This is a genomic window from Nonomuraea sp. NPDC049684, assembly GCF_044465345.1.
Taxonomy (GTDB): Bacteria; Actinomycetota; Actinomycetes; order Streptosporangiales; family Streptosporangiaceae; genus Nonomuraea.
The window spans coordinates 184,306-209,436 of the sequence record NZ_JBITLO010000012.1 but is presented as its reverse complement, the minus strand read 5'-3'; the positions used below and the strand labels follow the sequence as shown (position 1 = coordinate 209,436).

The following is a 25,131-nucleotide window of genomic DNA, read 5'->3' as shown; positions in this document are numbered from 1 at the left end:
CACATCCGGCGGCCGACTCGGCGGGCAACCCCCGGGGCCAGGCCAGGGCGGTGGGGTTGTGGAGCTATGTCCCGGGCCGCGTTCAGGAGGTCGGACGTCCGGGGCCAGGGCTGTGTGGTCGCTCGGCTGTTTCCCAAGCTGTGGCTGGGAGGTTGCTTGAGGTGCAGCCCAGGCTGGGGCTGTGGGGCGCTCGCTCACGTCTCGGGGGCGAGGGGACGAGGTCGCTGGCTGCGTCTCTTGGTGCCTGCGAGGTCGCGTGGCCGGATTCCCGGCGGTGCGGGGTCACCTGCGTATTGCGTGGGCCGGGTGTGAGGGTTGGTGTGCGAGGGACTGGTCGTGGCGGTGCCAGATCAAGGTGGTCACGGCGGGGTCCGGGGCTAGCGGGGCGGTGATCAGGTCGGCGCCCGAGGCGGTCAGCCGGTCGTGGAAGAAGCCGGGGGCCAGTACGTACGAGGCCACCACCACCCGGCCATGAGTCGTCCTGCGTGCCTGGTCCACCGCGGCGGGCAGCGACGGCGTCCCTGAGGTGGCGAAGGCCGCCGTGACCGGCCGCGACAGGCGTACCGAGAGCTGCCGGGCCGCGGCGCGCACGTCGGCGAGCCCCGCGGGGTCGGACGAGCCCGCCGCGCCCAGGATCACCGTGTCGTCGGCGCGCAGCCCCGCCTGGGCCAACGTGCGGACGAGTGCCGAGGTCAGCAGGGTGTGCGGACCGAGCCGGCCGGCCACCAGCGCGTCCGGACGATGGGCGGCGACCACCTCGGGCAGGTCGACGTGCACGTGGTAGCCCCCGGCCAGCAGCAACGGCACGACCACCAGCGGCCCCGGCACGGCGGGCAGCACGTCGGCGAGCAGCGGCGCGCTGATCTCCAGGAAACTCAGCTCGACCCGGCATCCCGGCCGGGCCCTGCGGACCGAGCGGGCCAGCGCGGCCAGCGCCCGCTCCCCCGCCGCGCTCCGCGTGCCGTGGGCGGCCAGCACCAGCGTGGGCCGCGACCCGTCCTCCGGCGCGAACGCCTCCGCCGGAGCAGGCACACGTACCAGGGCAGCGCCCCGACCCGGCGCCGGGCCAGAGCGGGTGGGCTCCTCGGGAGGCATGGGGTGGGCGGGCTGCTGGGGGCCCATGCGGTCGCCCGGCTCGTGAAGGGTCAGGCGGGCGGTGGGGTGGTTGGGGGTCATGGGGTGTGGGGGCAGGAGAGGCGGTAGCCGCGTTTGACGACCGTCTCGACGATGCCGGCCGGTCCCAAAGCCCGGCGCAGCCGGGTGACGGCCATCTCCACCGCGTGCTCGGCCGAGTCGCGGGCCGCGCCCGGCAGGACGGTGCGCAGGTCGGCGCGGGAGACCACGTGGCCCGGCTTGTCGGCCAGGCGTTTGAGCACCGCCATCGGCGCGGGCGGCAGCGGACGCAGGTCGCCGTCCACGACGACGGCGTGGCCGCGCACCTCCAGCCGGTGCCCGCCCGCGACCAGCCGGGTGACGCCGTGCTCGGGCAGGTGCCTGGCCAGCGCGCGGGCCAGGGCGCCGAGCCGGGACCGGTCGGGCCGCAGGACGCGTACGCCGCGCGAGGTCAGCGGCTCGGCCGTGACGGGCCCCACGCAGGCGGCCACGACGGACCCGCCGAACGCGGCCAGCAGCGCGTCCTCCAGCCCGTCGGCGCGGGCCGCGCCGAGCATGGCGTGGACGGCGGGCGCGCTGGTGAAGGCCACCGCGTCCACCGCGCCGGAGACGGTCTGGCTGATCAGGCGGCGCAGGGGCGAGCCGTCGCGGCAGGGCAGCCACCGGTAGACCGGGATCTCGATCACCTCGGCCCCCGCCGCGCGCAGGTCGGCCACGAAGGCGGTGAGCGGCTCGCCGTGCTGCTGGACCGCGATGCGCCGGCCGCGCAGGTCCTGGGCGAGCAGGTGCTCCTTGACCTCGTCGCAGGACTCGGTGACGGGGGTCCAGTGGTCGGTCAGCCCGGCGGCCCGTACGGCTCCCCTGGCCTTGGGGCCGCGGGTGAGCAGGCGCGCCCTGCCGAGGTGGTCGCCGAGGTCGGCGGACAGGCCCCACCCCTCGGCGGCGGCCATCCAGCCGCGGAAGCCGACGCCGGTGGTGACGACCACGTCGTCCAGGGGGGCCTGGAGGGTGAGCCGGGTGGCGGCGAGCAGGTCGGCGTCCTCGGCCAGGGGCACCAGGCGGATGGCGGGGGCGCTGACGACGCGGGCGCCGCGCCGCGCCAGCAGGGCGGCGAACTCCTCCCGCCGCCGCGTGGCGGTCACCCCGACGGTGAACCCGGCCAGCGCGTCGGGCGCCGTCTCGGGAGCCCCTTCGGAAAGGACGGTCATGCCGGCACCTCCGGGCAGGCGGGGCCCGGCCGGGCCCCGAGCACCCGGCCGGGCATCACAGGCGCGGGCGACGCAAGTGAGATCACGCTCCGATCCTGCTTTCGGGTGGTTTCGCCCTTGGGTCTCCGCTGTTACCGCTGTGCTACAAGGCACGGCCTTCAGGGTTGAGGGGATCCGGCGACGGGAACCGTTCCGCATGACGATCGCGGCGTTTCGGGGAGTTGCGGGTGACGGTCCGGCCTATTCGCGTGTTCGACGATCCGGTGCTCCGCGTGGTGGCGGAGCCGGTCCAGGACTTCGACCGGGAGCTGCGGCGCCTGGTGAAGTCGCTGACGCTCACCCTGCGGGCGGGCACGGGCCGGGCGGGCCTGTCGGCCCCGCAGATCGGCGAGCCGGTGCGGGTGCTCGTCTACTCCTACGACGGCCGTTCCGGGCATCTGGTCAACCCGCGGCTGGAGCTGTCGGAGCGGCGGATCACCGCCGACGAGGCGTGCCTGTCGGCGCCGGGCCTCTGGCGTCCGCTGGAACGCTCCTACATGGTCACGGCGCGCGGCCGGGACATGTTCGGCAAGCCGGTGACGCTACGGGCGCTGGGCGTGCTGGCGAGGGTGCTGCAACACGAGGCCGATCATCTCGACGGGGTGCTGTTCAGCGACCACCTCGAAGCTGAGGAGCGGGCACGCTTCCTTGCCGAGGCACTGCCGGCGAGCTGAGCTCGCGCCGCTGTTCGGGGTCGGTGCCGCCCCACACGCCGTGCGCCTGCCGGGTGTCCAGGGCGTACTGCAGGCAGGGCCGGCGCACGGGGCACCGGCCGCAGATGGTCTTGGCCTTCTCGACCTGCGAGCGGCCGGGGCCTTCGAGCGAGATCGGGAAGAACAGTTCGGGGTCCAGTTCCAGGCAGGCTGCCCTGCGTGACCAGTTGAGCATCATCATGCCCATCGCGCCTACCCATGCCTTCCGGCGTCATACCTGGCAGATCCCGGCCGAGTTCCCAGCTCGGTTCCCAGCTCAGATCTCGGCTCGGATCCCAGCTCAGATCCCAGCTCAGATCCCAGCTCAGATCCCAGCTCAGATCCCAGCTCAGATCTCGGCTCAGATCTCGGCCAGCAGCCGGTCCCAGTCCCGCAGGAACCTGGGCAGGCCGTAGCGGGCCAGGGCGGCGGCCCGCGCGGCCTTGCCGGACTGGGCGGCCCGCTCGGGGTCGGCGACGAAGGCGTGCAGGGCGTCGGCCAGCACGTCCACCCTGGTGGAGAGCACCCCGGCCTCCTGCGGCACCGCCTCGACGGCCTCGGTCGTGGCCAGCGCCACGACGGGCAGGCCGAGGGTCATGGCCTCGATGAGGGCCAGGCCCAGCGACGTCCAGCGGTAGGGGTGCAGGTAGGCGCGTCTGCGGGCCAGGGCGGCGTGCATGACGTGCTGCGGCAGGTCCTCGTAGGTGCCGTACGGCAGGCCGTCCACCTTCATGCCGAACACGTCCAGCGGGACGCGCTCGGCGAAGCGCGGCAGCAGGTCGGTGCCGGCGACCCTGGTACGGCGTACCGGCTCGTTGACCACGACGCCGGCCCTGGCCAGCTCGCCGGTGTACAGGTGGCCGGGGTCGGGGACGCCGTGCTCGATCACCTGGGTGGGCGCCCGGCCGTTGTCCCAGAACAGCTCGTTGAAGTGGGTCACGTGGACGATCGTGACGTCGCTCTGGCCGGACAGCGGATGCCTGGTGCGCGGGACGTCGCCGGCCGGGGTGTTGTGCTCGACGTACACGCCGGGCACCGCGCGGCCGAGCCACTCGCGGGCCAGGTCGATCTCGTGCGGCCGCTGGTAGACGACCACGTCGATCGGCTCGTCGCGGAGCCGGTCGTAGGCCACCTCGCGGACGTTGTCCGGCCAGTCGTAGGTGGCGGCGCGCCCCCGGCCGTCGGGTCCGCGCCCGGGGACGAGCGGCAGCACGTAGTCGTGGCCGCCGCTGACGAAGGCGCTGGTCCACGAGCCGTGGACGTGCCAGATGAGGATCCTCACCAGCGGCTCCAGCCCATGGCCCTGGCCCAGGGCGCGGACGAGGCCGCCGCCACGGGCACCTCGGGCGCGCTGAGCACCCGGTCGACGACGTCGGTGAGATCGTCGGCGACCTCGGCCGCCTGCTCGATCTCCTCCTCCAGCGTCTGCCTGGTCGGCACGAGGATGCCCCGGGCCCCCGCGGCCCTGGCCGCCTCCATGTCCCGGCCGATGTCGCCGACCACCACGCAGTCGCGCGGGCTGACGTCGAGGACGGCGGCCGCCCGGATCACCAGCCCCGGCGCCGGTTTGCGGCAGGTGCAGCCGTCGGCGTCGTCGTGCACGCAGATGGCCCACGCGTCGAACGGCCCGAGCAGTTCCTCCACCCTGGCGTTGACCTGGTCCATCTCGTCCGGCGAGAGCAGGCCCTTGGCCACGCCGGACTGGTTGGTGACCACCGCGACGGGCACGTCGGCCCGGCGGAGCCTGCCGAGCGCCTCGATCGCTCCCGGCATGGGCTCGACGAGGCGCGGGTCGCCGTTGTACGGCACGTCTTTGATCAAGGTTCCGTCCCGGTCGAAGAGGACGGCCCCGGGACGTCGCTTTTCGAACACCTCTCACCTCCGTCGCCGGTCCGGCAGCTACCCGGGCCGCCACCCGGCAAACAACTACAGGGAGTGACCAATCCCAGGCGGTTACGCCCGTTTTCGCATCTCGCGAGGTAGCCCAAGGTTTGAGAGCCGCTTCTCTCGGTAGCGGTTCTCGACATCTGCGGGGGAGGAAACGATGAAGTTTCTCGGCATCAACGCGATCTTCCACGACCCGGCCGCGGCGCTGGTCGTCGACGGGAAGATCGTGGCCGCGGCGGAGGAGGAGCGCTTCAGCCGCCGCAAGCACGGCAAACGGCCGCTGGCGTTCTCGGCGTGGGAGCTGCCCGAGCAGGCCGCCGCCTGGTGCCTGCGCGAGGCGGGCCTGTCCCCCGAGGACCTGGACGCCGTGGCCTACTCCTACGACCCGGCGCTGGTCGTCCAGCGGCCGGAGGGCGACTGGGAGGACCTGCGCACGAAGTACGCCGTCAGGGCGCCCGCCTTCCTGGCGACCGCGCTGCCGGGCCTGGACGCCGGGCAGGTCTCGTACGTGCCGCACCACGTGGCGCACGCCGCCTCGGCCGGCCTGGCCTCCCCCTGGCGCGACTGCGCGGTGCTGGTGTGCGACGGGCGCGGCGAGAACGTCTCGCACCTGGCCGGCCGCTACCGCGACGGCGAGCTGGAGGTGCTGGCCGCCCAGGAGCTGCCGCACTCGCTCGGCCTGATGTACGAGGACGTCACCCAGCACCTGGGCTTCCTGCGCTCCAGCGACGAGTACAAGGTCATGGCCATGGCCTCCTACGGCCGGCCGCGCCACCTGGAGTCGCTGCGCGAGATCATCTACACGACCGGCGACGGCGGCTTCCGCGTCGAGCCGGTCGACTGGAACGTCTACGTCAAGGCCCTGGCCATGGGCGAGCCGTGGACCTCCGACCACGCCGACCTGGCCGCCAGCGTGCAGGCCCGGCTGGAGGAGGTGCTGCTGGAGCTGGCCCGCTGGCTGCACGAGCGCACCGGCGAACGCCGGCTCGCGCTGGCCGGCGGGGTGGCGCTGAACTGCGTGGCCAACACCCGGCTGCTGGACGAGGGGCCGTTCGAGGAGGTGTGGGCCCAGCCGGCCGCCGGCGACTCCGGCACGGCGCTGGGCGGCGCGCTGCACCTGGCGCAGACCTACGGCGAGCCGGCCGGTCCCATGCCGGGCGCGGCGCTCGGCCGCGGGTTCACCGACGAGGAGCTGGGCGCCTGGCTGGACGTGGCGCGGGTGCCGTACACGCGGCCGGCCGACCTGGGCGCGGCGGTGGCCGCCGAGCTGGCCGCCGACCGGATCGTGGCCTGGTTCCAGGGCCGGTCGGAGTACGGGCCGCGGGCGCTCGGCCGCCGGTCGCTGCTGGCCCATCCGGGGCACGCGCGCAACACCGAGCGGCTCAACGACGTCAAGGGCCGGGAGCAGTTCCGGCCGATCGCGCCCATGGTCCTGGAGTCCAGGGCGCCGGAGATCTTCGGGCGGGGGCCGGTTCCCTCGCCGTACATGCTGTTCGTGCACGACGTGCGCGAGCCCTGGCGGGACCGCATCCCGGCGGTGGTGCACGTGGACGGCACCGCGCGCATCCAGACGATCTCGCCGGCCGACGACCCGCTGATGGCGCGGGTGCTGACCGAGTTCGAGGCGCGCACGGGGCTGCCGGTGGTGGTCAACACCAGCCTGAACACCGCGGGCCGGCCGATGGTCGACGACCCGCGGGACGCGCTGGAGTGCTTCGGCTCCTCGCCCGTGGACGTGCTGGCGCTGGGGCCGTACCTGGTGCGGCGCGGGGAGGTGTTCGCGTCGTGATCACCGTCGTGATCCCCACCATCGGCCGCGCCACGCTGCGGGAGACGCTGGCCGCGGTGGGCCGGACGGCGCCGGTGATCGTGGTGGACGACCGGCGGGAGGCCGCCGCCGCGCTGGAGCTGCCCGATCACGTGCGGGTCGTGCGCTCGGGCGGCCGGGGCCCGGCCGCGGCGCGCAACGCCGGGTGGCGGGCCGCCGGGACGCCCTGGGTGGTGTTCCTCGACGACGACGTGATCCCCGCGCCCGGGTGGGCCGAGGCGGTCTGGAAGGACCTGGTGGACCTGCCCGACGACGTGGGCGGCAGCCAGGGCCGGATCCAGGTGCCGCGACCGGCCGGCCGGCGGCCCACCGACGCCGAGCGGCACACGCTGGGGCTGTCGGACGCGCTGTGGGTGACGGCCGACATGGCCTACCGGCGTTCGGTGCTGGAGCAGATCGGCGGGTTCGACGAACGTTTCCCCCGGGCCTACCGGGAGGACGCCGACATCGCCCTGCGGGTGGCGCGGGCCGGCCACCGGCTGGTCGCGGGCGAGCGCGTGACCACGCACCCGGTGCGCCAGGACGGGTTCTGGGCGAGCGTGCGCTTCCAGCGCGGCAACGCCGACGACGCGCTGATGCGGCGGCTGCACGGGCCGGGCTGGCGGCAGGCCATCGGCGGGTCGGGGGGCCGGCTGCGCCGCCACGCCGCCACCTCCGCCGCCGCGCTCACGGCCGCCGCCCTCGGCCTGGCCGCCACCGCGGCCCGCCCGCCCGGAAGAGGACGCGCGGACCGGTGGCCCGTGAGACGGCCCGGCGGGCGGCTCGATCGGCGGCCCGGCAGGCGCGGCGCGGCCGGCGGGTGGCGGGCGTTGCCGGTGCTGGCCGCGCTCGCCGGAGCCCTGTGGGCGGCGATGACCGCCGAGTTCGCCTGGCGGCGCATCGCCCCAGGGCCGCGTACCCCGCGCGAGGTGTGGCGCATGGCCGTCACCAGCGTGGTGATCCCGCCGGTCGCCTGTGTGCACCGGCTTCGGGGGGAATGGAGGTGGCGGCGATGAGACGTCGCGATCCGGCGGCTCGCTGCGGCGGCAGCCGTACGAGCGCCGCGCGGTGCGGCGGGAAGGCCGGACGGCCCGCCCGCGCCCGCAAGCCCGCGCAGAACACCGCAGCGCAGAACACCACGGCTCAGACCACGACGGCGGCCCCCGCCACGCCGGAGGCATTGGCCTGCCGGGCGGCCGGAGAGCACGGCGGCGGCCGGGGACGCGTCCTGGTGGCGCGGCTCGACGACGCCGGGGACGTCCTGCTGGCCGGGCCCGCCACCCGGGCCGTGCGCACGCTCGCCGACGAACTGGTCTTCCTGGCCGGTCCCAACGGCCGGGCCGCCGCCGAGCTGCTGCCCGGCGTGGACCGGGTGATCGAGTGGCGGGCGCCGTGGATCGACCACTCCCCCGCCGCCGTGTCCAACGCCCAGGTCGCCGACCTGATCGCCCGGGTCAAGGGCGTGGACGAGGCGCTGCTCCTGACCTCCTTCCACCAGTCGGCGCTGCCGCTGGCCCTGCTGCTGCGGATGGCCGGCGTGCGGCGCGTCTGCGCGATCAGCAACGACTACCCCGGCTCGCTCCTGGACGTCCGGCACGTCGTGGACGAGACGCTCGACGTGCCCGAGGCCGAGCGCATGCTGGCCCTCGCGCGGGCGGCCGGGTTCGATCTGCCACCCGGCGACGACGGCAAACTGGCTGTTCGGCGGCCCTTGCCGGATATCGGCCGGGAAAGCGGGCATCTCCTAGGCGTCGGCGGCGCTGCCGATGAACGCTCGTACGTCGTGGTGCATCCAGGGACGTCAGCCCCCGCCAGAACGTGGCCGGCCGACAGGCATCGGCAGGCCGTCAGGGAGCTGGTGGACGACGGGCACCGGGTCGTCGTGACCGGCAAGGAACGTGACCTCACCGCCTACGTGGCCTGCGACGCGGCAGTCGACCTCGGGGGCAGGACCACGTTCGCCGAGCTGGCCGCCGTGATCGAAGGCGCCAGTGTGCTGGTGGCCGGGAACACCGGTCCCGCGCACCTGGCCGCGGCGGTCGGCACGCCGGTCGTGAGCCTGTTCGCCCCTGTCGTCCCCGCCGCTCGATGGGCCCCGTACGGCGTGCCCACGGTGCTGCTCGGCGACCAGCAGGCGCCCTGCTCGGGAAGCAGGGCGCGCACCTGTCCGGTGGCCGGGCACCCGTGCCTGTCCCTGGTGACAAGTGAGCAGGTGGTCAAGGCAGTGAGGGAGCTGACGCAGTGAAGGTCGATCTCATCTCCGAACACGCCGATCCGCTGGCGGCGATCGGTGGCGTGGACGCGGGCGGGCAGAACGTCTACGTCGCGCACCTGGCCGTCGCACTGGCCGAGCGCGGGCACACGGTCGTCGTCCACACCAGGCGCTCGGCGCGGTCGCAGCCCGACGCGGTGACCATGGCGCCGGGCGTCACGGTCGAGTACGTCACGGCGGGCCCGGCCGCGGTCGTCCCGAAGGACGAGCTGCCGCCGTACATGCCGGAGTTCACCCAACGCCTGGCCGAGCGCTGGGCGGCCGACCCGCCGGACGTGGCGCACGCGCACTTCTGGATGAGCGGCCAGGCGGCCCTGCGGGCCGCCGGGGGCGTGCCGGTGGTGCAGACCTTCCACGCGCTGGGGACCGTGAAGCGGCGCTGGCAGGGCGAGGCCGACACCAGCCCGGCGCACCGGATCGAGACCGAGCGCGAGATCGGCAAGCGGGCCGACGCTGTGCTGGCCACCTGCAGCGACGAGGTGAGCGAGCTGTGCGCGATGGGCGTGCCCGAGCGGCGCGTCACGGTGGTGCCCTGCGGGGTGGACCTGACGGCGTTCCGCCCGCAGGGGCCGGTCGCGCCGCGCGCGGGCGCCAAGGTGGTGCTCAGCATCGGCCGGATGGTGCCGCGCAAGGGCGTGGACACCCTGATCGCCGCGCTGCGCCAGCTCCCGGACGCCGACCTGGTGATCGCCGGCGGCGGCCCGGACGACGAGGAGGAGACCGCGCGGCTGCGCGACCTGGCCTTCGCCTACGGGCTCCAGGACCGGGTGCACCTGATCGGCAGCGTCCCGCGCACGCACGTGCCGGCGCTCATGCGCTCGGCCGACGTCGTGGTCACCGTGCCCTGGTACGAGCCGTTCGGGATGGTCCCGATCGAGGCGATGGCCTGCGGCGTGCCCGTCGTGGCCTCGGCGGTCGGCGGCCACCTGGACACGGTCGCGGGCTGCGGCGTGCTGGTCCCGCCGCGCCGCCCGCGGGCGCTGGCCAGGGCGCTGCGCGACGTGCTCGCCGACCCGGGCAGGCGCGCGGCGCTGGGCGCGGCGGGGGCGCGGCGGGCCCGCGAGCGGTACGGCTGGTCCCGCATCGCCGAGCAGACCGAGGCGGTGTACACGCAGGTCATCGACGGCAAGCTCTGCCGCCTGGCCGCTCTGGGGGGTTGATCATGGACAGACATCTGGAAAAGCTCTGGACCACGCTGGAGAAGGTCGACGACCACGCGGTCACCATCCGTGCCTGGGGCGGGAAGCTGGCCGGCGTGCTGTCGGCCGGCGGCCGGCTGCTGGCCTGCGGCAACGGCGGGTCGGCGGCCGAGGCCCAGCACCTGACGGCCGAGCTGGTGGGCCGGTTCCGGGCCGACCGGCCGCCGTACGCGGCGATCCCGCTGCACGGCGACAGCTCCTCGATGACCGCGATCGCCAACGACTTCGGCCACGAGGAGGTCTACGCCCGCCAGGTGCGCGCGCACGGCCGTCCCGGTGACGTGCTGATGTGCCTGTCGACCAGCGGCGGCAGCCCGAACGTGCTGGCCGCGGCCCGGGCGGCGCAGGAGGTCGGCGTCGTCGCCTGGGCGCTGACCGGGCCCGCGCCGAACCCGCTGGCCGACTTGTGCGACGAGGCGGTGGCCGTGCCCGCGCAGGAGACGGCCACCGTCCAGGAGGTGCATCTCGCCATGATCCACCTGCTCTGCGACGCCGTCGAGGAGGCCGTCTGATGGGCCCCCTCGTCGTCATCGGCGACACGCTGCTCGACGTGGACGTCGAGGGCGACAGCGAGCGGCTGTGCCCGGACGCGCCGGTCCCGGTGGTCGACATCGCGGCCGAGCACGCCCGTCCCGGCGGGGCCGGGCTGGCCGCGCTGCTGGCCGCGCGGGACGGCGCGGAGGTGGTGCTGATCACCGCGATCGGCGACGACCCCGACGGTCACCGCCTGTGCGCGCTGCTGTCGGAGGAGGTCGAGCTGGTACGCCTGCCGCTGAACGGCGGGACCGTGCGCAAGACCAGGGTCAGGTCGAGGGGCCAGACCATGCTCAGGCTCGACAGCGGCGACGGCGTGGCCCCGTCCGACCCGCCCGGCGAGATCCCCGAGGAGATCACGGCGGTGCTGGCCCGCGCCGGCGCCGTGCTGGTCTCCGACTACGGCAGGGGCGTGGCCGGCCTGGCCCGGGAGCCGCTGCGCGAGACCCGCGTACCGGTCGTGTGGGACCCGCATCCCCGGGGCGGGCCGCCCATGCCGGGCTGCACGCTGCTGACGCCGAGCGAGGCGGAGGCCAGGATGCTGTGCCCGGACGGCTACCGCGGCCCCGACCAGGCGGCCCGCCGCCTGGTGCGGGAGCTGCGCGCCGCAGCCGTGGCGGTCACCACCGGCGGCAACGGCGCCACGCTGGCCGTCCAGGGCGGCCCGCTGACGCGGGTGCCGCCGCCGGTGACGGCCGCCGGGCAGGACGCGTGCGGCGCGGGCGACCGGCTCGCCGGCGCCGCGGCGCTCGCGCTGCGGGACGGCGCGGACGTCGAGGAGGCGGTCACCATCGGCGTCGGCGAGGCCTCGCGCTTCGTCGAGCGCGGCGGGGCCGCCACCGTCAGGACCCAGGAGCAGCGGCTCGGCGACCGGCCGCGCACCGCGCTGGAGGTGGCCAGGCTCACCCGCGCGCGGGGCGGCCGGCTGATCGCCACCGGCGGCTGTTTCGACCTGTTGCACGCGGGGCACGTGAGCCTCCTGCGGCGGGCCAGGGCGCTGGGCGACGCTCTCGTCGTCTGCGTCAACTCCGACGACTCGGTGCGCAGGCTGAAGGGCCCGTCCAGGCCCGTCGTCGACGCGCGTGACCGGGTCGAGGTGCTGCGGGCGCTGAGCTGCGTGGACGCGGTCCTGGTGTTCGAGGAGGACACCCCGGCCGAGTCCATCGAGCTGCTGCGGCCCGACGTGTGGGTGAAGGGCGGGGACTACGAGGGGGAAGTCCTGCCCGAGTCACAGGTCCTGAAGCGGCTCGGCGCCGAGTTCGTCGCGCTCAGCACGCTGCCGGGACGTTCGACCAGCAATCTGATCAGGGAGATCCAGTGAATATTTTGATCACCGGGGGCGCCTCCGGTCTCGGCCTGGCCACCGCCGAAGCGGTCGAGAAGGAGGGCTGGCGGGCGCTCGTCGTCGACGTGCGCGAGCCGGACCAGCGCTTCGACCACGTCACGGCCGACCTGGCCGACCGCGGGCAGGCCGAGCGGGCCGTACGCGAGCTGGCCGAGCGGGCCGGCGGCCTGGACGGCGTGGTGACCGCGGCCGGCATCGACGCCTGCGGGCGCCTGGAGGACGTGCCCGCCGACGACTGGGAGCGGGTGATCCAGGTCAACCTGCTCGGCACGGCCGCCGTCGTCCGGGCGGCGCTGCCGTACCTGAAGCGGACCCGCGGCAAGGTGGTGACCTGCGCCTCGACGCTCGGGCTGCGCCCGCTGAGCGACGCCTCGGCGTACTCGGCGTCCAAGTTCGGCGTCGTCGGCTTCACCAGGGGGCTGGCGGTCGAGCTGCGCGGCGAGGTGGGGGTGACCCTGCTGATCCCGGGCGGCATGCGGACGAGCTTCTTCGACGGACGTCCCGAGCAGTACAAGCCGGGCCCGGAGGCGGGGCTGAACGACCCGGCCGACGTCGCCCAGACCGTCGTGTTCGCGCTCCGGCAGCCGGCCGGGTGCGAGGTCAGAGAGCTGGTCGTCTGCCCCTCCACGGAGACGTCATGGCCCTAGAACTGCTCGCGTTGCGCGGGCTCGGCCTGGGCGACCTGCTCACGGCCGTCCCCGCGCTGCGGGCGCTGCGCCAGTCCTTTCCCGGGCACCGGATCACGCTGGCCGCGCCCAAGTCCCTGGAGGCCCTGCTGCCGCTGATCGGCGCGGTGGACGCCCAGGTGGACGTGTCCGGGCCGGGCCCGGTGCCGTTCCGGCGGCCCGACATCGCGGTCAACCTGCACGGCAAGGGGCCGCAGAGCATCGAGGCGCTGCGCGCCACCGACCCGGGCCGGCTGATCAGCTTCGGCGTCGGCCCGCCGTGGCAGGACGGCGTGCACGAGGTGCGGCGCTGGTGCGGCCTGCTGGAGTGGCACGGCATCCCCGCCGACCCGGAGGACCTGACGCTCGGCATCTCCGACCGGACGGGCCCGGTGATCGTGCATCCGGGGGCCGCCTACCCGGCGCGGCGCTGGCCGCCCGAGCGGTTCGCCGAGGTCGCGGCGGCGCTGGACGACGTGGTCGTCACCGGCAACGCCGACGAGGTGCCGATCGCCACGAAGGTCGCCGAGCTGGCCGGGCTGCCGCCGGAACGCATGCTGGCCGGCCGCACCCGTCTGGCCGACCTGATCGACCTGGTCAGCCGGGCCCGGCTGGTGGTCTGCGGCGACACCGGGGTCGCGCACCTGGCGACGGCGTTCTGCGTGCCGTCGGTGGTGCTGTTCGGCCCCGTGCCGCCGTCGGAGTGGGGGCCGCCGCCCGGATGGCGGCACGTGGCCCTGTGGGCCGGTCGCAAGGGCGACCCGCACGGCCTGCGCCCCGATCCCGGCCTGCTCAGGATCGAGGTGTCGGAAGTGGTCGACGCAGCTCTGGAGGTCACGTCATGAGGGCTCTGGTCACCGGCGGAGCCGGCTTCCTCGGTTCCTACCTGTGCGAACGTCTGCTGGAGGAGGGCTCCGAGGTCATCTGCATGGACAGTTTCCTGACCGGCGGCCCGCGCAACGTCGAGCACCTGCTGGACAATCCCGCCTTCCGGCTCATCGAGAGCGACCTGACCGGGTACGTGCACGTCCCGGGCCGGGTGGACCTGGTGCTGCACTTCGCCTCGGCCGCCTCGCCGGCCGACTACCTGCGCTACCCGATCGAGACGTTGCGGGTGGGCAGCGTGGGCACCCTGCACGCGCTCGGGCTGGCCAGGGAGAAGGGCGCCCGGTTCGTCCTGGCGTCCACCAGCGAGGTGTACGGCGACCCGCTGGAGCACCCGCAGAAGGAGACGTACTGGGGGAACGTCAACCCGGTCGGCCCGCGCAGCGTGTACGACGAGGCCAAGCGCTTCGCCGAGTCGCTGACCACCGCCTACCGCCACTCGCGCGGCACCGACACCGGCATCGTGCGCATCTTCAACACCTACGGCCCGCGGATGCGCCCGTTCGACGGCCGGGCGATCCCGACGTTCATCCGGCAGTCGCTGAAGGGCGAGCCGCTCACCATCACCGGCGACGGCTCCCAGACCAGGTCGATCTGCTACGTGGACGACACCGTCTCGGGCATCCTGGCGATGGCCCGCAGCGACTTCACCGGCCCGGTCAACATCGGCAACCCGGACGAGCTGACCATGCTGGAGCTGGCCACCCTCATCCGCGACCTGACCGGTTCGGCCTCGGAGATCGAGTTCATCGACCGGCCCGCCGACGATCCGAAGGTGCGCAGGCCCGACACCACCCTGGCCGCCGAGCGGCTGGGCTGGCGGGCGGAGGTGCCCGCCAAGGAGGGGCTGCGGCGCACGATCGAGTGGTTCACCGCGGAGCTCGCCGCGAACGACAGGTTCGAGGAGCTGCGTGTGTGACGGAGAACGCCGAGGGATCGGCGACTCCACGGGAGGTCGTGGGCCGGGCGCGGCAGCCCGGCCCACGACCATGTCACCCGTGCGTTCGCCCTCTGGGCCCGAAGCCGGGCGGCGGTCAGAGCGCGATGCCGAGCAGGGCGTCGGCGAGATCCTTGACCAGGCCGGGCCGCTGCGGCCCGCCCTCGGCCAGCGCCCGCTCGGCCCAGGCGTCGATCGCGGCCAGCGCGCCCGGCGAGTCGAGGTCGTCGGCCATCCGCTCGCGGACCGTGGCCAGCAGCTCCTCCGCGCGCGGCGCGCCCTGCAGGGCGACGGCCGAGCGCCACAGCGCGAGCCGGCGCTCGGCGGCGGCGAGCTGGTCGGGCGTGTACTCCCAGTCCTCCCGGTAGTGGTGGGCCAGCAGGACGAGCCGCACGGCCATCGGGTCGTGCTGCTGCCGCAGCCGGCTGACGAACACCAGGTTGCCCCTGGACTTCGACATCTTCTCGCCGTCGAGCGCCACCATGCCCGCGTGCGTGTAGAACTTGGCGAACGGCCACTCCCCCGTCGCCGCGTGCCCCTCGGAGGCGCCGCACTCGTGGTGCGGGAAGATCAGGTCGGAGCCGCCGCCCGCCACGTCGTAGCCGGGGCCCAGGTTGCGCAGCGCGATCGCGGTGCACTCGATGTGCCAGCCGGGACGCCCCCGGCCCAGGCTGCTCTCCCAGGCCGGCTCGCCGGGCCGCTCGGCCCGCCACAGCAGCCAGTCGAGCGGGTGCCGCTTGCCCGGCCGGTCGGGGTCGCCGCCGCGCTCGGCGGACAGGGCCAGCATCTCGGCCTCGTCGTAGCCCGACACCTGGCCGAACTTGGGGGCGTCGGCCACCTTGAAGTAGACGTCGCCGTCGAGGTCGTAGGTGCAGCCCTTGGCGGCGAGCTCGGTGATCAGGTCGGCGACGTGGCCCACGACCTCGGTGACGCCGACGTACTCGCGCGGCGGCAGGATGCGCAGCGCCTCCATGTCGGTGCGGAACAGCTCGATCTCGCGCTCGGCCAGCTCCTGCCAGTCGACGCCGGTCTGGGCGGCCCGCTCCAGCAGCGGGTCGTCCACGTCGGTGGCGTTCTGGGTGTAGTGGACCTCGTGCCCGGCGTCCCGCCACATCCGGCCCACCAGGTCGAAGGCGTGGTAGGTGTTGGCGTGGCCGAGGTGGGTGGCGTCGTAGGGGGTGATGCCGCAGACGTACATCCGGGCGGTGGGGCCGGGATCGGTCTGCCGCACCTGCCTCGTCGTCGTGTCGTAGAGACGCAGCGGAATGCTCTCACCTGGGAGCTTGGGGATGTTCTGGGCAGACCACGATCTCATGCCTTTGAGCCTATCCGTGCCGTAAGGTCCGTGAACTCGTAGGCGGTGTCGTCCTGCGCCAGCGTGACCCGCATCACCGACAGCGAGGCGTAGACCCGGCCGTCGGGCAGCGTGTTGCGCACCAGGAGGGCGTCCGGCCGGTCGGAGTGCGCGCCGGTGATCAGCTCCGCCCAGTCGGGCGCGCTCGCGAAGCGCGGCAGGTGGGCCCGTACGCGGCCGGCGTCCGGGTCGAGGCCGGTGTTGACGACCATGCTGGTGCCCTCGGGCAGGGCGGCGGCGGTGAGGCGGTCGCCGTCCCAGCTGAACAGCCGTACGCCGGACAGGTCGGCGAGCACGAGGTGGAAGGGGTCGTAGCGGGTCAGGTCGACGTCCGGGACGCCGCCCGTGGACACCGCGATCAGCGCCAGGTCGCCGCGGGAGACCCTGGTGGTCTCCGGGGCCTGCCTGCCGTGGCCGTTGAGGAGGGCGGCGGCGCGGCAGGCGGACGGCGAGAGGGCCATCCAGGTGCCGCCGCCCTTGAGGTCACGGCCGCCGATCACGCCGGGATGCTCGGGCCAGTGCTCCCCGGGCCCCTCCCAGGGGCGGTCGGTGAGCTCGTCCCGCACGCCCATGAGGGTCAGCGGCTCCCCGGTTCTCACGATCAGCGTGCACATGCGGCAAAGGGTATAAAACGCCCGCCAGTTCTCAGATGGGGGGCCAGGGAACGGCCGGCCACCCTTCCGACGGGTACGGATGCACGCCGGTGTCCAGCAGCCGCCTGACCCGCCGCCAGGTGGCCTCCACCTCGGCCGGAGTGAGCAGCTCGCGCAGCCGCCGCCCCAGCGACCCCGACTCCAGGTCGCGCTCCAGCTTGGCCAGCACCGCCACCGCCTCGCGCGCCAGCGGCTTGCCCCGCCACTGCCACAGCACGGTACGCAGTTTGTCCTCGACCGAGAAGCAGACGCCGTGGTCGACGCCGTAGACGTGCCCGGTCGGCAGCGGCAGCAGGTGACCGCCCTTGCGGTCGGCGTTGTTGACCACCGCGTCGAACACCGCCATCCGGCGCACCACCGGGTTGCGGCTCTTGACCAGCCGCATGAGGTCGATCTCGCGCTCGGTGTCGATCCACAACTGGCACATGCCGGGACCGAACGGGCCCTCGCGGTAGACGGTCGGCGGCACGATGCGCCAGCCGGTCGCCTGGGAGACCTCGTAGGCGGCCACCTCGCGGGCGGCGAGGGTGCCGTCGGGGAAGTCCCACAGGGGGCGCTCGCCGCGCACCGGCTTGTAGACGCAGGCGGCGCTGCGGCTGCCCAGCTTGATCGAGCAGTAGAGGGTCATGTTGGTGGCCTCGACCAGGCGGCCGGCCACCTCCAGGCGCCCGTCGCGCAGCAGCGTGAGCGCCTCCTCCTCCTGCATGATCGGCCCTTGTGGCGGCTTGACGGCCGGTTCGCTCTCAGGAGCGGTCATGAAGCCGCCTCACCCCCGCGGTAGCCGTTGAGTCGGACGCAGACATGGCCTTCGGCGTCGAGCGGCTGCCCGCACAGGGGACAGGGAGGCCGGCCCGCCGCCACGATCTGGAGCGCTCTGCGGGTGAAGGCGCGCGCGGCGCCGGCGCTGATCCGCACCCGCAGCACGGCGGGGTCGGGGCCGTCGAGGTCCTCCTCGTCGATGACCTCCTGCGCCTCGATCACCACCTGGGACTTGTCGTCGTCCCAGGCCAGCGCCATGGTGCCGACCCGGAAGTCCTCCGCGACCGGCACGTCGAGGGGGGCGTCGTCGGCCAGGTCGGCCGGAGCCAGCGCGGGCACGTGCGCGGTGCCCCCGCTGAGCCGCAGAACCTCGTCGAGCAGCTCGTCGAGCCTGCCCGCGAGCGCAGCCACCTGCAGCTTCTCCAGCGCCACGGTGGTCAGTCTGCCCTCGGCCCTGGCCTGCAGAAAAAAGACCCGCGCGCCCGGCTGCCCCAGGGCGCCGGCGACGAACCTCTCCGGTGGGTCGTAGTCGAAGACCGGCATAGCCTGACCTTACGTGGTCCCGGGTCCACCGCCGACGGCGGCATCGCTCCCGGTGATGTTTTCTCCCCCGTCTTTCTCCTCCGAATCCTCGGGCAACCGCAATTCCCCCATATCGTTAATCCTGAGAACAAAGGGACGCAAGGGGGCATAGCGAATCACGGTGAGGGCCGCAGGATCGGCTGTTATCCGCTGAAAATGATCGAGGTGCAGCCCCAGAGCGTCCGCCACGATCGCCTTGATGACGTCTCCGTGGGTGCACGCCAGGTAGACACCCTTCAACCCGAGGCGTCGATTCCACTCCCGGACGGCGGCGACCGCCCGATGTTGCATATCGGCCAGCGACTCCCCTTCCGGAAATGTCACCGCACTCGGATGCGCCTGCACGGTCTGCCAGAGCGGCTCCTGCGCGAGCTCCTTGAGCGGGCGGCCGGTCCAGGTGCCGTAGCCGCACTCGATCAGCCGCTCGTCGACGAGCACGTCCGCCCCGCGGCCCTTGGCGACGGCCTCGGCGGTCTCGCGGCAGCGTTCGAGCGGGCTGGAGACGACGGCGTCGAGCCGGACCCCGGCGATGCGGCCGGCCAGCGCCTCGGCCTGCGCCCGCCCGGCCTCGCTCAGGTGCACCCCCGGGGTGCGCCCGGCCAGCACCGGCCCGGTGAGGTCGGTCAGCCCGTGGCGGGCCAGCAGAAGGGTGGTCACACCAGCAAGTGTCGCAGGCGCGGATCACCATGTTTCACGCACCTGCGAGAAAACTTCGCATCCACCCGCCGCCACGCTCCTCACCAGGCAGGACATTGGAGCGGCGGACTGGCGGGCGTGCCCGTTCTTGGTAACCTGGCGGGATCATGGAGCAGCGCTATGTCGGCCGCAGCGGCCTGTCGGTGTCCCGGCTGGGGCTCGGCACGATGACCTGGGGCCGTGACACCGACCCGGAGGAGGCGGCCGCCCAGCTCCGTTCGTTCGTCGACGCGGGCGGCACCCTCGTCGACACCGCCGACGTCTACACCGGCGGCGACTCCGAGCGGCTGCTCGGCCGCATGCTGCGCGACTCCGTGCCGCGCTCGGAGCTGGTGATCTCCACCAAGGCCGTGGTCACCCCGACCGGCCGCCGGCCGCGCGACGCCTCCAGGCGCCACCTGATCGCCGCCGTCGACGAGTCGCTCAACCGGCTCGGCCTCGACTACGTCGACCTGTGGCAGCTCCACACCTACGACGCCGAGGTGCCGCTGGAGGAGACCCTGGCCGCCCTCGACGCGATCGTCTCCTCCGGCCGGGCCGTCTACGCCGGCGTGTGCGACTACGCGGGCTGGCAGCTCGCCGCCGCCGCGGTCACCCAGAAGGCGGTCCCCGGCCGCATCCCGATCACCTCGGCCCAGGTCGAGTACTCGTTGCTGGCCCGCGAGCCCGAGCGCGAGCTGCTGCCCGCCGCCGCCCACCTCGACGTCGGCGTGCTGGCCTGGTCGCCGCTCGGCCGGGGCGTGCTGACCGGCAAGTACCGCACCGGCATCCCGGCCGACTCCCGCGCCGCGACGCCGCACTTCGCCGACTTCGTCCGTCCCTATCTCGACGAGCGGGGCCGCAGCGTGGTCGAGTCGGTCACGACCGCCGCCGACGGGCTCGGCGTCTCGCCGCTGGCGGTGGCGCTGTCGTGGGTGCGCGACCAGCCCGGGGTGGCCTCGGCGATCGTCGGCGCCCGCACCCACACGCAGCTCAAGGGCATCCTGTCGGCCGAGGACGTCGTGCTCCCGATCGAGATCCGGGAGGCGCTCGATGACGTGTCCTCGCTCGACTGACGAACGAGAATCCATCTCGCGTATCACTAGTCGATACCGAATCGCAACTTTACCGGGAAAAAGCCTGCGTCTGACGGGCCTTGTCCATAAGGATTTCCTCCTGAAGCGACACAGGAGGGGACGGATGGGGAGCAGGACCGCGATCTCGGCCGGGGTGCTCGCGGTGGCGCTGGCGGCGATCCCGGCGGGGGCGCCGGCCGCTTCCGCCGCCGCCGTCCGGGGCTGCCCGGGTGAGGGGGGCCTGCTCTCGGGCGTCACCGACACGTTGTGCGACGTCGTCGGCGCGCTCACGGGCACGGTCGACGAGGTGACCGGCGGCAAGGCCGACCCGGTGACCAAGGGCGTCGACAAGGCCACCGGCGAGGTGCTCGGCACCGTCGGCGACGCCGTGCCGACCGGCAGGCCCGCCAAGCCGTCGCGATCGGACCGCCCCTCCCCCAGCCCCAGCCACTCCGACCTGGTGCCCGAGACGCTGAAAGACGTGTGCCTGCCGGTGCTGGCCTGCGGCGACCAGGGCGTGCTCACCTCGCTGACGCCCCGGCCCACCCCGACGGCGTCCCCCGGGCCCCAGACCGAGACCGAGACCGGGCGGCACCGCGGCGACCGGCCGCGCGAGCGCGAGACCGACGAGGCCACCGCGCCGCTGCCGACGCAGCCGCCCACGCCGCCGCAGCACCGGCCGTACACGCTGGACGACGAGCGGCCGGTCACCGCCGAGGAGCCGACCGCCGATCCCGACGACTCGCGGGTGGAGCTGCTGTGGCCCAACCCGTTCGGGCGCGAGCTGGCCGTGCCGCTGGGCGACCAGCGGGTGGTGCGGCCCAGCCCGCCGGCTCAGGACGTGCTGGGCACGGTGCTGACGATCGTGCTGCTGGGCTCGGCGGTGCTGGCCACCCGGATCGTGCAGCAGCGGCGGCACCGGGCCGAGCCGAGCGAGTCGATCCCGTTCGAGCCGGCCCCGGCGGGCAGCGGCCGGCACCGCCTGGCGTGAGGGGCGCTCAGCCGCCGATCGCGTGCGCGCCGCCGTCGACGTGCACGATCTCGCCGGTGGTGGCGGGGAACCAGTCGGACATGAGCGCCACGCACGCCTTGGCGGCCGGGACGGTGTCGGTGAGGTCCCAGCCCAGCGGCGAGCGCTCGGGCCAGCTCTCCTCGAACTCCTTGAAGCCGGGGATCGACTTGGCGGCCATCGTGCGCAGCGGCCCGGCCGAGACCAGGTTGACCCGGATGTTGTGCTTGCCCAGGTCGCGGGCGAGGTAGCGGCTGCACGACTCGAGGCCGGCCTTGGCCACGCCCATCCAGTCGTAGACCGGCCAGGCCTTGGAGGCGTCGAAGTCGAGGCCGACGACCGCGCCGCCTTCCTTCATCAGGGGCAGGCAGGCCACGGCCAGCGACTTGAACGAGTACGTGGAGACCTGCAGGGCGGTGGCGACGTCCTCCCACGGCGTGTTGAGGAAGTTGCCGCCGAGGGCGCTCTGCGGCGCGAACCCGATGGAGTGGACGACGCCGTCGAGCCCGTCGACGTGCTCGCCCACGCGGGCGGCCAGCGTGTCGAGCTGGTCGGTGTCCTGGACGTCGAGCTCCAGCACCGGCGGGGTCTGGGGCAGCCGCTTGGCGATGCGCTCGACCAGGCTCAGCCGGCCGAACCCGGTGAGCACCACCGTGGCGCCCTCCTCCTGGGCCAGCTTGGCCACCGAGAAGGCGATGGAGGCGTCGGTGAGCACGCCGGTCACGAGGATCCGCTTGCCTTCGAGAATTCCCACGTCAGTGCCCCATTCCGAGTCCGCCGTCGACCGGGATCACGGCCCCGGTGATGTACGAGGCGTCGTCGCCGGCCAGGAAGCGGACGACGCGCGCGATCTCCGCGGGGGCGGCCTGCCGCCCGAGCGGGATGTTCTTGACGATGGCCTCCTGGTCGAGGCCGGCCGTCATGTCGGTGGCCACGAAGCCGGGCGCGACCACGTTGACGGTGATGTTGCGCGAGCCGTACTCGCGGGCCAGGGAGCGGGCGAAGCCCACCAGGCCGGCCTTGGAGGCGGCGTAGTTGGCCTGGCCCGCCTGGCCGGACAGGCCGACCACGGAGGAGATGAGGATGATGCGGCCGCGCTTGATCTTCATCATGGGCCTGATGGCGCGCTTGGCCACCCGGTAGGCCCCGGTCAGGTTGGCGTCGATGACGTCGGTGAAGGTCTCCTCCTTCATCATCGCCAGCAGGGTGTCCTTGGTGATGCCGGCGTTGGAGACGAGGACCTCGACCGGCCCCTGCTCGGCCTCGACCTTGTCGAAGGCGGCCTCGACCTCGGCCGTGCTGGTGACGTCGCAGCGGACGCCGAACAGGCCCTCCGGCGGCTCCCCCGATCGGTAGGTGACCGCGACGGCGTCGCCGGCCGCGGCGAGTTCACGGGCGATCGCGAGGCCTATGCCGCGATTGCCTCCGGTGACGAGTACAGAGCGTGCCATGGCATCTGACGCTATCTCTTACTTGCGAGTATCCGCTTGTCCGGGTGGCACAAGATCACAGGGTTAGGATCGTGGACATGCGCCAGATCGATCCCGACTTCCTGGAACTGCCGCTGCGGCAGCTCGCGGACGCGGCCCTGCAACGCGCCCGCGACCTCGGCGCCGAGCACGCCGACTTCCGGCTCGAACGCGTCAGGGCCGAGACGCTGCGCCTGTACGACGCCCGCCTCGAAGGCGCGCTCGACGCCGACGACCTCGGCTACGCCGTCCGTGTCGTCAAGGGTGGCACATGGGGGTTCGCGGCTGGCATCCACCTGACCCCGCAGGCCGCCGCGGCCGTGGCCGAGCAGGCGGTGCGGGTGGCCGAGGTGAGCGCGCCTGTCAACCGGGAGCCCATCGAGCTGGCGCCCGAGCCGGTGCACGCCGACGCGGTGTGGGTCTCCGACTACGACGTCGACCCGTTCGAGGTGCCCTCCGCCGACAAGGTGGGGCTGCTGGCCGAGTGGTCGGCCGGGCTGCTCAAGGGCGCCGACCACGTCTCGGCGCGGCTGCTGCAGGTCAAGGAGCAGAAGTTCTACGCCGACACCGCGGGCACGGTGACCACGCAGCAGCGCGTGCGGGTGCATCCGTCGCTCAACGCGATGAAGGCGCACGAGGGCGGCTTCGACGACATGTCCACGATCGCGCCGCCGGTCGGCCGCGGCTACGAGTACCTGACCGGCACGGGCTGGGACTGGCCGGCCGAGCTGGGCCGGCTGCCCGAGCTGCTGGCCGAGAAGCTGGCCGCGCCCTCGGTCGAGGCGGGCGACTACGACCTGGTGATCGACCCGTCCAACCTGTGGCTGACCATCCACGAGTCGATCGGCCACGCCACCGAGCTCGACCGGGCGCTGGGCTACGAGGCCGCCTACGCCGGCACCAGCTTCGCCACCTTCGACCAGCTCGGCGAGCTGGTCTACGGCTCGCCGCTGATGAACGTCACCGGCGACCGCACGGTCACCCACGGCCTGGCCACGGTCGGCTACGACGACGAGGGCGTGCGCGGGCAGAGCTTCGACATCGTCAAGGACGGCGTGCTGGTCGGCTACCAGCTCGACCGGCGGATGGCGCTGATGAAGGGGTTCGGGCGCTCCAACGGCTGCGCCTTCGCCGACTCCCCCGGCCACATGCCGATCCAGCGGATGGCGAACGTGTCGCTGGCCGCCGCGCCCGGCGGGCCCTCCACCGAGGAGCTCATCGCGGGCGTGGAGCGCGGCCTGTACATCGTGGGCGACAAGAGCTGGTCGATCGACATGCAGCGCTACAACTTCCAGTTCACCGGGCAGCGGGCGTACCGGATCTCGCACGGGAAGCTGGCCGGGCAGGTCAGAGACTTCGCCTACCAGGCCACCACGACCGATTTCTGGCAGTCGATGGACGGCGTCGGCGGGCCGGGCACGTACGTGCTGGGCGGCGCCTTCAACTGCGGCAAGGGCCAGCCGGGGCAGGTCGCGCCGGTCAGCCACGGATGCCCGTCGGCGCTGTTCAGGGGCGTGCGCGTGCTCAACACGGTGCAGGAGGGCGGCAAGTGACTACTCCGCAGGAGATGGTGGAGAGGGCTCTGGAGCTCTCCGCGAACGACGGCTGCGTGGTGCTGGTGGACGAGGGCTCCACGGCCAACCTGCGCTTCGCGGGCAACACGCTGACCACCAACGGCGTTGCCCGCTCGTCCCGGCTGACCGTGATCTCGGTGGCCGGGCAGGGCGTGGGCGTGGTCTCGCGCTCGGCCGTGCGCGCCGACCAGCTTCCCGACGTGGTCGCGGCGGCCGACCGGGCGGCCCGCGAGGCCCGGCCCGCCGAGGACGCCCGCCCGCTGGTCGAGGGCGGCCCGGCCGCGCCCGGCTGGGACGACGAGGTGCGGCCGACCGACATCGGGGTGTTCGAGCGGTTCGCGCCCGCGCTCGGCGAGGCGTTCTCGGCCGCCGAGTCCGGCGACAGGAAGCTCTACGGCTTCGCCGAGCACTCCCTGACCTCGACCTTCCTCGGCACCTCCACCGGCGTGCGGCTGCGGCACGACCAGCCGACCGGCCGCCTGGAGCTCAACGCCAAGTCCGGCGACCTGAAGCGGTCGGCCTGGACCGGCGTGTTCACCGAGGACTTCGCCGACGTCGACGTGGCCGCGCTCGGCGCCACGCTGGCCCAGCGCCTGGAGTGGGCCAAGACCCGGGTCGACCTGCCCGCCGGCCGCTACGAGACGCTGCTGCCGCCGAGCGCGGTGGCCGACCTGATGATCTACCTGTACTGGTCCGCGGGTGCCAGGGACGCGCTCGACGGCCGCTCGGTGTTCTCCGGGCCAGGCGGCGGCACCCGGGTGGGCGAGCAGCTCGCCACGCTGCCGATCACGCTGTCCAGCGATCCCCGGGCCGCGGGCATCTCATGCGCGCCGTTCGTCACCGCGCACGCCTCCAGCCGCGACAGCTCCGTGTTCGACAACGGCCTGCCGCTGGGCCCCACCGACTGGATCAGGGACGGCCGGCTGGAGTCGCTGCTCCAGACACGCTACTCGGCCGAGCTGAGCGGGCTGCCGGTGACGCCCGGCGTCGACAACCTCGTCATGTCCGGCCCGGCGGAGGGCGCCCGGTCGCTGGAGGAGATGATCGCCTCCACCCGGCGCGGGCTGCTCGTCACCTGCCTGTGGTACATCCGCGCGGTCGACCCGCAGACGCTGCTGGTCACGGGCCTCACCCGCGACGGCGTCTACCTGGTGGAGCACGGCGAGGTCGTCGGCGAGGTGAACAACTTCCGGTTCAACGAGAGCCCGGTCGACCTGCTCGGGCGCGTCACGGAGGTGGGGGCGGCGCAGCGCACGCTGCCCCGCGAGTGGAACGACTACTTCCAGCGCACGGTGATGCCGCCGCTGCGGGTGCCGGACTTCAACATGTCGACGGTCAGCCAGGCGAGCTGACCCGGCCGCAGGTCACGCCCGGGGTCACGCCTGGGGTCACGCCTG

The 25,131-nt window shown here is 73.7% G+C and carries 26 protein-coding genes; 14 read left to right on the top strand and 12 right to left on the bottom strand.

Annotation, left to right across the window (positions count from 1 at the left end):
- Positions 1-282: 282 nt before the first annotated feature.
- Together ACIBST_RS33140 and ACIBST_RS33135 are read right to left on the bottom strand one after the other, a co-directional pair.
- Positions 283-1,032: a sirohydrochlorin chelatase gene (locus ACIBST_RS33140; RefSeq protein WP_397177394.1), complete on the bottom strand. Its 750-nt coding sequence runs from the start codon at positions 1,030-1,032 to the stop codon at positions 283-285.
- A 140-nt stretch (positions 1,033-1,172) separates the two neighbouring features.
- Complete coding sequence (locus ACIBST_RS33135; RefSeq protein WP_397177392.1) at positions 1,173-2,321, bottom strand: uroporphyrinogen-III synthase; 1,149 nt, start codon at positions 2,319-2,321, stop codon at positions 1,173-1,175.
- 248 nt (positions 2,322-2,569) lie between these two features.
- Here ACIBST_RS33135 and ACIBST_RS33130 point away from each other — a divergent pair, with 248 nt between their 5' ends.
- Positions 2,570-3,034 carry a peptide deformylase gene (locus ACIBST_RS33130; protein ID WP_397177390.1) on the top strand — a complete coding sequence of 155 codons (465 nt, stop codon included), beginning with the start codon at positions 2,570-2,572 and terminating at the stop codon, positions 3,032-3,034.
- On the opposite strand, the gene ACIBST_RS33125 is transcribed toward ACIBST_RS33130, so the two are convergent.
- From ACIBST_RS33125 to ACIBST_RS33115, 3 genes are all read right to left on the bottom strand, one after another.
- Positions 2,970-3,254 carry a WhiB family transcriptional regulator gene (locus tag ACIBST_RS33125; protein ID WP_397177567.1) on the bottom strand — a complete coding sequence of 95 codons (285 nt, stop codon included), beginning with the start codon at positions 3,252-3,254 and terminating at the stop codon, positions 2,970-2,972. The genes ACIBST_RS33130 and ACIBST_RS33125 overlap by 65 nt on opposite strands.
- Before the next feature lie 159 nt (positions 3,255-3,413).
- Positions 3,414-4,334, bottom strand: a complete 921-nt coding sequence (locus ACIBST_RS33120) for a glycosyltransferase (protein ID WP_397177389.1) — start codon at positions 4,332-4,334, stop codon at positions 3,414-3,416.
- Positions 4,331-4,924 carry a D-glycero-alpha-D-manno-heptose-1,7-bisphosphate 7-phosphatase gene (locus ACIBST_RS33115; protein ID WP_397177387.1) on the bottom strand — a complete coding sequence of 198 codons (594 nt, stop codon included), beginning with the start codon at positions 4,922-4,924 and terminating at the stop codon, positions 4,331-4,333. The genes ACIBST_RS33120 and ACIBST_RS33115 overlap by 4 nt, the downstream gene beginning before the upstream one ends.
- 172 nt (positions 4,925-5,096) lie before the next feature.
- Here ACIBST_RS33115 and ACIBST_RS33110 point away from each other — a divergent pair, with 172 nt between their 5' ends.
- From ACIBST_RS33110 to ACIBST_RS33070, 9 genes are read left to right on the top strand one after another with little or no spacing between them, the layout of a single operon-like run.
- Positions 5,097-6,728 (top strand): carbamoyltransferase, encoded by a 1,632-nt coding sequence (locus ACIBST_RS33110; RefSeq protein ID WP_397177386.1) that lies wholly within the window; start codon positions 5,097-5,099, stop codon positions 6,726-6,728.
- Positions 6,725-7,762, top strand: a complete 1,038-nt coding sequence (locus ACIBST_RS33105; RefSeq protein ID WP_397177384.1) for a glycosyltransferase family 2 protein — start codon at positions 6,725-6,727, stop codon at positions 7,760-7,762. The genes ACIBST_RS33110 and ACIBST_RS33105 overlap by 4 nt, the downstream gene beginning before the upstream one ends.
- On the top strand, positions 7,759-8,991 hold the full coding sequence (locus ACIBST_RS33100; protein ID WP_397177382.1) for a glycosyltransferase family 9 protein: 1,233 nt from the start codon (positions 7,759-7,761) through the stop codon (positions 8,989-8,991). Before ACIBST_RS33105 ends, ACIBST_RS33100 begins: the two co-directional genes overlap by 4 nt.
- Complete coding sequence (locus ACIBST_RS33095) at positions 8,988-10,178, top strand: glycosyltransferase (RefSeq protein ID WP_397177380.1); 1,191 nt, start codon at positions 8,988-8,990, stop codon at positions 10,176-10,178. Before ACIBST_RS33100 ends, ACIBST_RS33095 begins: the two co-directional genes overlap by 4 nt.
- Positions 10,179-10,180: 2 nt before the next feature.
- Positions 10,181-10,729 carry an SIS domain-containing protein gene (locus ACIBST_RS33090; protein ID WP_387680190.1) on the top strand — a complete coding sequence of 183 codons (549 nt, stop codon included), beginning with the start codon at positions 10,181-10,183 and terminating at the stop codon, positions 10,727-10,729.
- Positions 10,729-12,072, top strand: coding sequence for a PfkB family carbohydrate kinase (locus ACIBST_RS33085; protein WP_397177378.1), 1,344 nt, complete (start codon positions 10,729-10,731; stop codon positions 12,070-12,072). Before ACIBST_RS33090 ends, ACIBST_RS33085 begins: the two co-directional genes overlap by 1 nt.
- The gene (locus ACIBST_RS33080; RefSeq protein ID WP_397177376.1) at positions 12,069-12,743 is read left to right on the top strand and encodes an SDR family oxidoreductase; all 675 of its coding nucleotides are present in this window, start codon (positions 12,069-12,071) and stop codon (positions 12,741-12,743) included. Before ACIBST_RS33085 ends, ACIBST_RS33080 begins: the two co-directional genes overlap by 4 nt.
- Entirely contained in the window at positions 12,734-13,606 is an 873-nt protein-coding gene (locus ACIBST_RS33075; protein WP_397177373.1) for a glycosyltransferase family 9 protein, read from the top strand. The genes ACIBST_RS33080 and ACIBST_RS33075 overlap by 10 nt, the downstream gene beginning before the upstream one ends.
- Positions 13,603-14,565, top strand: coding sequence for a UDP-glucuronic acid decarboxylase family protein (locus tag ACIBST_RS33070; RefSeq protein ID WP_397177371.1), 963 nt, complete (start codon positions 13,603-13,605; stop codon positions 14,563-14,565). Before ACIBST_RS33075 ends, ACIBST_RS33070 begins: the two co-directional genes overlap by 4 nt.
- A gap of 115 nt (positions 14,566-14,680) precedes the next feature.
- Here the strand turns inward: ACIBST_RS33070 and mshC are convergent, their stop codons facing one another.
- From mshC to ACIBST_RS33045, 5 genes are read right to left on the bottom strand one after another with little or no spacing between them, the layout of a single operon-like run.
- Complete coding sequence (mshC, locus tag ACIBST_RS33065; RefSeq protein WP_397177369.1) at positions 14,681-15,898, bottom strand: cysteine--1-D-myo-inosityl 2-amino-2-deoxy-alpha-D-glucopyranoside ligase; 1,218 nt, start codon at positions 15,896-15,898, stop codon at positions 14,681-14,683.
- Positions 15,895-16,551, bottom strand: a complete 657-nt coding sequence (locus ACIBST_RS33060) for an NRDE family protein (RefSeq protein WP_397177368.1) — start codon at positions 16,549-16,551, stop codon at positions 15,895-15,897. Before ACIBST_RS33060 ends, mshC begins: the two co-directional genes overlap by 4 nt.
- Before the next feature lie 31 nt (positions 16,552-16,582).
- Entirely contained in the window at positions 16,583-17,347 is a 765-nt protein-coding gene (locus ACIBST_RS33055; RefSeq protein ID WP_397177366.1) for an SCO1664 family protein, read from the bottom strand.
- The gene (locus ACIBST_RS33050) at positions 17,344-17,892 is read right to left on the bottom strand and encodes a DUF3090 domain-containing protein (RefSeq protein WP_352363409.1); all 549 of its coding nucleotides are present in this window, start codon (positions 17,890-17,892) and stop codon (positions 17,344-17,346) included. The genes ACIBST_RS33055 and ACIBST_RS33050 overlap by 4 nt, the downstream gene beginning before the upstream one ends.
- A 9-nt stretch (positions 17,893-17,901) precedes the next feature.
- Positions 17,902-18,588, bottom strand: coding sequence for a histidine phosphatase family protein (locus ACIBST_RS33045; RefSeq protein WP_352327878.1), 687 nt, complete (start codon positions 18,586-18,588; stop codon positions 17,902-17,904).
- Positions 18,589-18,734: 146 nt separating this feature from the next.
- Between ACIBST_RS33045 and ACIBST_RS33040 the strand changes: the two genes are divergently transcribed.
- Together ACIBST_RS33040 and ACIBST_RS33035 are read left to right on the top strand one after the other, a co-directional pair.
- Positions 18,735-19,682 carry an aldo/keto reductase gene (locus ACIBST_RS33040; RefSeq protein WP_397177364.1) on the top strand — a complete coding sequence of 316 codons (948 nt, stop codon included), beginning with the start codon at positions 18,735-18,737 and terminating at the stop codon, positions 19,680-19,682.
- 124 nt (positions 19,683-19,806) lie between these two features.
- Positions 19,807-20,673 (top strand): hypothetical protein, encoded by an 867-nt coding sequence (locus ACIBST_RS33035; protein ID WP_397177362.1) that lies wholly within the window; start codon positions 19,807-19,809, stop codon positions 20,671-20,673.
- A gap of 7 nt (positions 20,674-20,680) precedes the next feature.
- On the opposite strand, the gene fabI is transcribed toward ACIBST_RS33035, so the two are convergent.
- Complete coding sequence (fabI, locus tag ACIBST_RS33030) at positions 20,681-21,445, bottom strand: enoyl-ACP reductase FabI (protein ID WP_352327881.1); 765 nt, start codon at positions 21,443-21,445, stop codon at positions 20,681-20,683.
- A 1-nt stretch (position 21,446) separates the two neighbouring features.
- Positions 21,447-22,142, bottom strand: coding sequence for a beta-ketoacyl-ACP reductase (locus ACIBST_RS33025; protein WP_352363417.1), 696 nt, complete (start codon positions 22,140-22,142; stop codon positions 21,447-21,449).
- A 77-nt stretch (positions 22,143-22,219) separates the two neighbouring features.
- Here ACIBST_RS33025 and ACIBST_RS33020 point away from each other — a divergent pair, with 77 nt between their 5' ends.
- Together ACIBST_RS33020 and ACIBST_RS33015 are read left to right on the top strand one after the other, a co-directional pair.
- Positions 22,220-23,713, top strand: coding sequence for a TldD/PmbA family protein (locus ACIBST_RS33020; protein WP_397177360.1), 1,494 nt, complete (start codon positions 22,220-22,222; stop codon positions 23,711-23,713).
- 14 nt (positions 23,714-23,727) lie between these two features.
- A complete protein-coding gene (locus tag ACIBST_RS33015) occupies positions 23,728-25,086 on the top strand; it encodes a metallopeptidase TldD-related protein (RefSeq protein WP_397177565.1) in 1,359 nt (452 codons plus the stop codon).
- Positions 25,087-25,131 lie beyond the last annotated feature (45 nt).

Excerpts from the sequence above, each read along its gene's own strand:
- ACIBST_RS33050 (WP_352363409.1), bottom strand. The coding sequence starts at position 17,892 with ATGCCGGTCTTCGACTACGACCCACCGGAGAGGTTCGTCGCCGGCGCC.
- ACIBST_RS33135 (WP_397177392.1), bottom strand. The coding sequence starts at position 2,321 with ATGACCGTCCTTTCCGAAGGGGCTCCCGAGACGGCGCCCGACGCGCTG.
- ACIBST_RS33075 (WP_397177373.1), top strand. The coding sequence starts at position 12,734 with ATGGCCCTAGAACTGCTCGCGTTGCGCGGGCTCGGCCTGGGCGACCTG.
- ACIBST_RS33060 (WP_397177368.1), bottom strand. The coding sequence starts at position 16,551 with ATGTGCACGCTGATCGTGAGAACCGGGGAGCCGCTGACCCTCATGGGC.
- ACIBST_RS33040 (WP_397177364.1), top strand. The coding sequence starts at position 18,735 with ATGGAGCAGCGCTATGTCGGCCGCAGCGGCCTGTCGGTGTCCCGGCTG.
- ACIBST_RS33055 (WP_397177366.1), bottom strand. The coding sequence starts at position 17,347 with ATGACCGCTCCTGAGAGCGAACCGGCCGTCAAGCCGCCACAAGGGCCG.
- mshC (WP_397177369.1), bottom strand. The coding sequence starts at position 15,898 with ATGAGATCGTGGTCTGCCCAGAACATCCCCAAGCTCCCAGGTGAGAGC.
- ACIBST_RS33125 (WP_397177567.1), bottom strand. The coding sequence starts at position 3,254 with ATGATGATGCTCAACTGGTCACGCAGGGCAGCCTGCCTGGAACTGGAC.
- ACIBST_RS33110 (WP_397177386.1), top strand. The coding sequence starts at position 5,097 with ATGAAGTTTCTCGGCATCAACGCGATCTTCCACGACCCGGCCGCGGCG.
- ACIBST_RS33020 (WP_397177360.1), top strand. The coding sequence starts at position 22,220 with ATGCGCCAGATCGATCCCGACTTCCTGGAACTGCCGCTGCGGCAGCTC.
- ACIBST_RS33015 (WP_397177565.1), top strand. The coding sequence starts at position 23,728 with ATGGTGGAGAGGGCTCTGGAGCTCTCCGCGAACGACGGCTGCGTGGTG.
- ACIBST_RS33090 (WP_387680190.1), top strand. The coding sequence starts at position 10,181 with ATGGACAGACATCTGGAAAAGCTCTGGACCACGCTGGAGAAGGTCGAC.
- ACIBST_RS33035 (WP_397177362.1), top strand. The coding sequence starts at position 19,807 with ATGGGGAGCAGGACCGCGATCTCGGCCGGGGTGCTCGCGGTGGCGCTG.
- ACIBST_RS33085 (WP_397177378.1), top strand. The coding sequence starts at position 10,729 with ATGGGCCCCCTCGTCGTCATCGGCGACACGCTGCTCGACGTGGACGTC.
- ACIBST_RS33100 (WP_397177382.1), top strand. The coding sequence starts at position 7,759 with ATGAGACGTCGCGATCCGGCGGCTCGCTGCGGCGGCAGCCGTACGAGC.
- ACIBST_RS33025 (WP_352363417.1), bottom strand. The coding sequence starts at position 22,142 with ATGGCACGCTCTGTACTCGTCACCGGAGGCAATCGCGGCATAGGCCTC.
- ACIBST_RS33070 (WP_397177371.1), top strand. The coding sequence starts at position 13,603 with ATGAGGGCTCTGGTCACCGGCGGAGCCGGCTTCCTCGGTTCCTACCTG.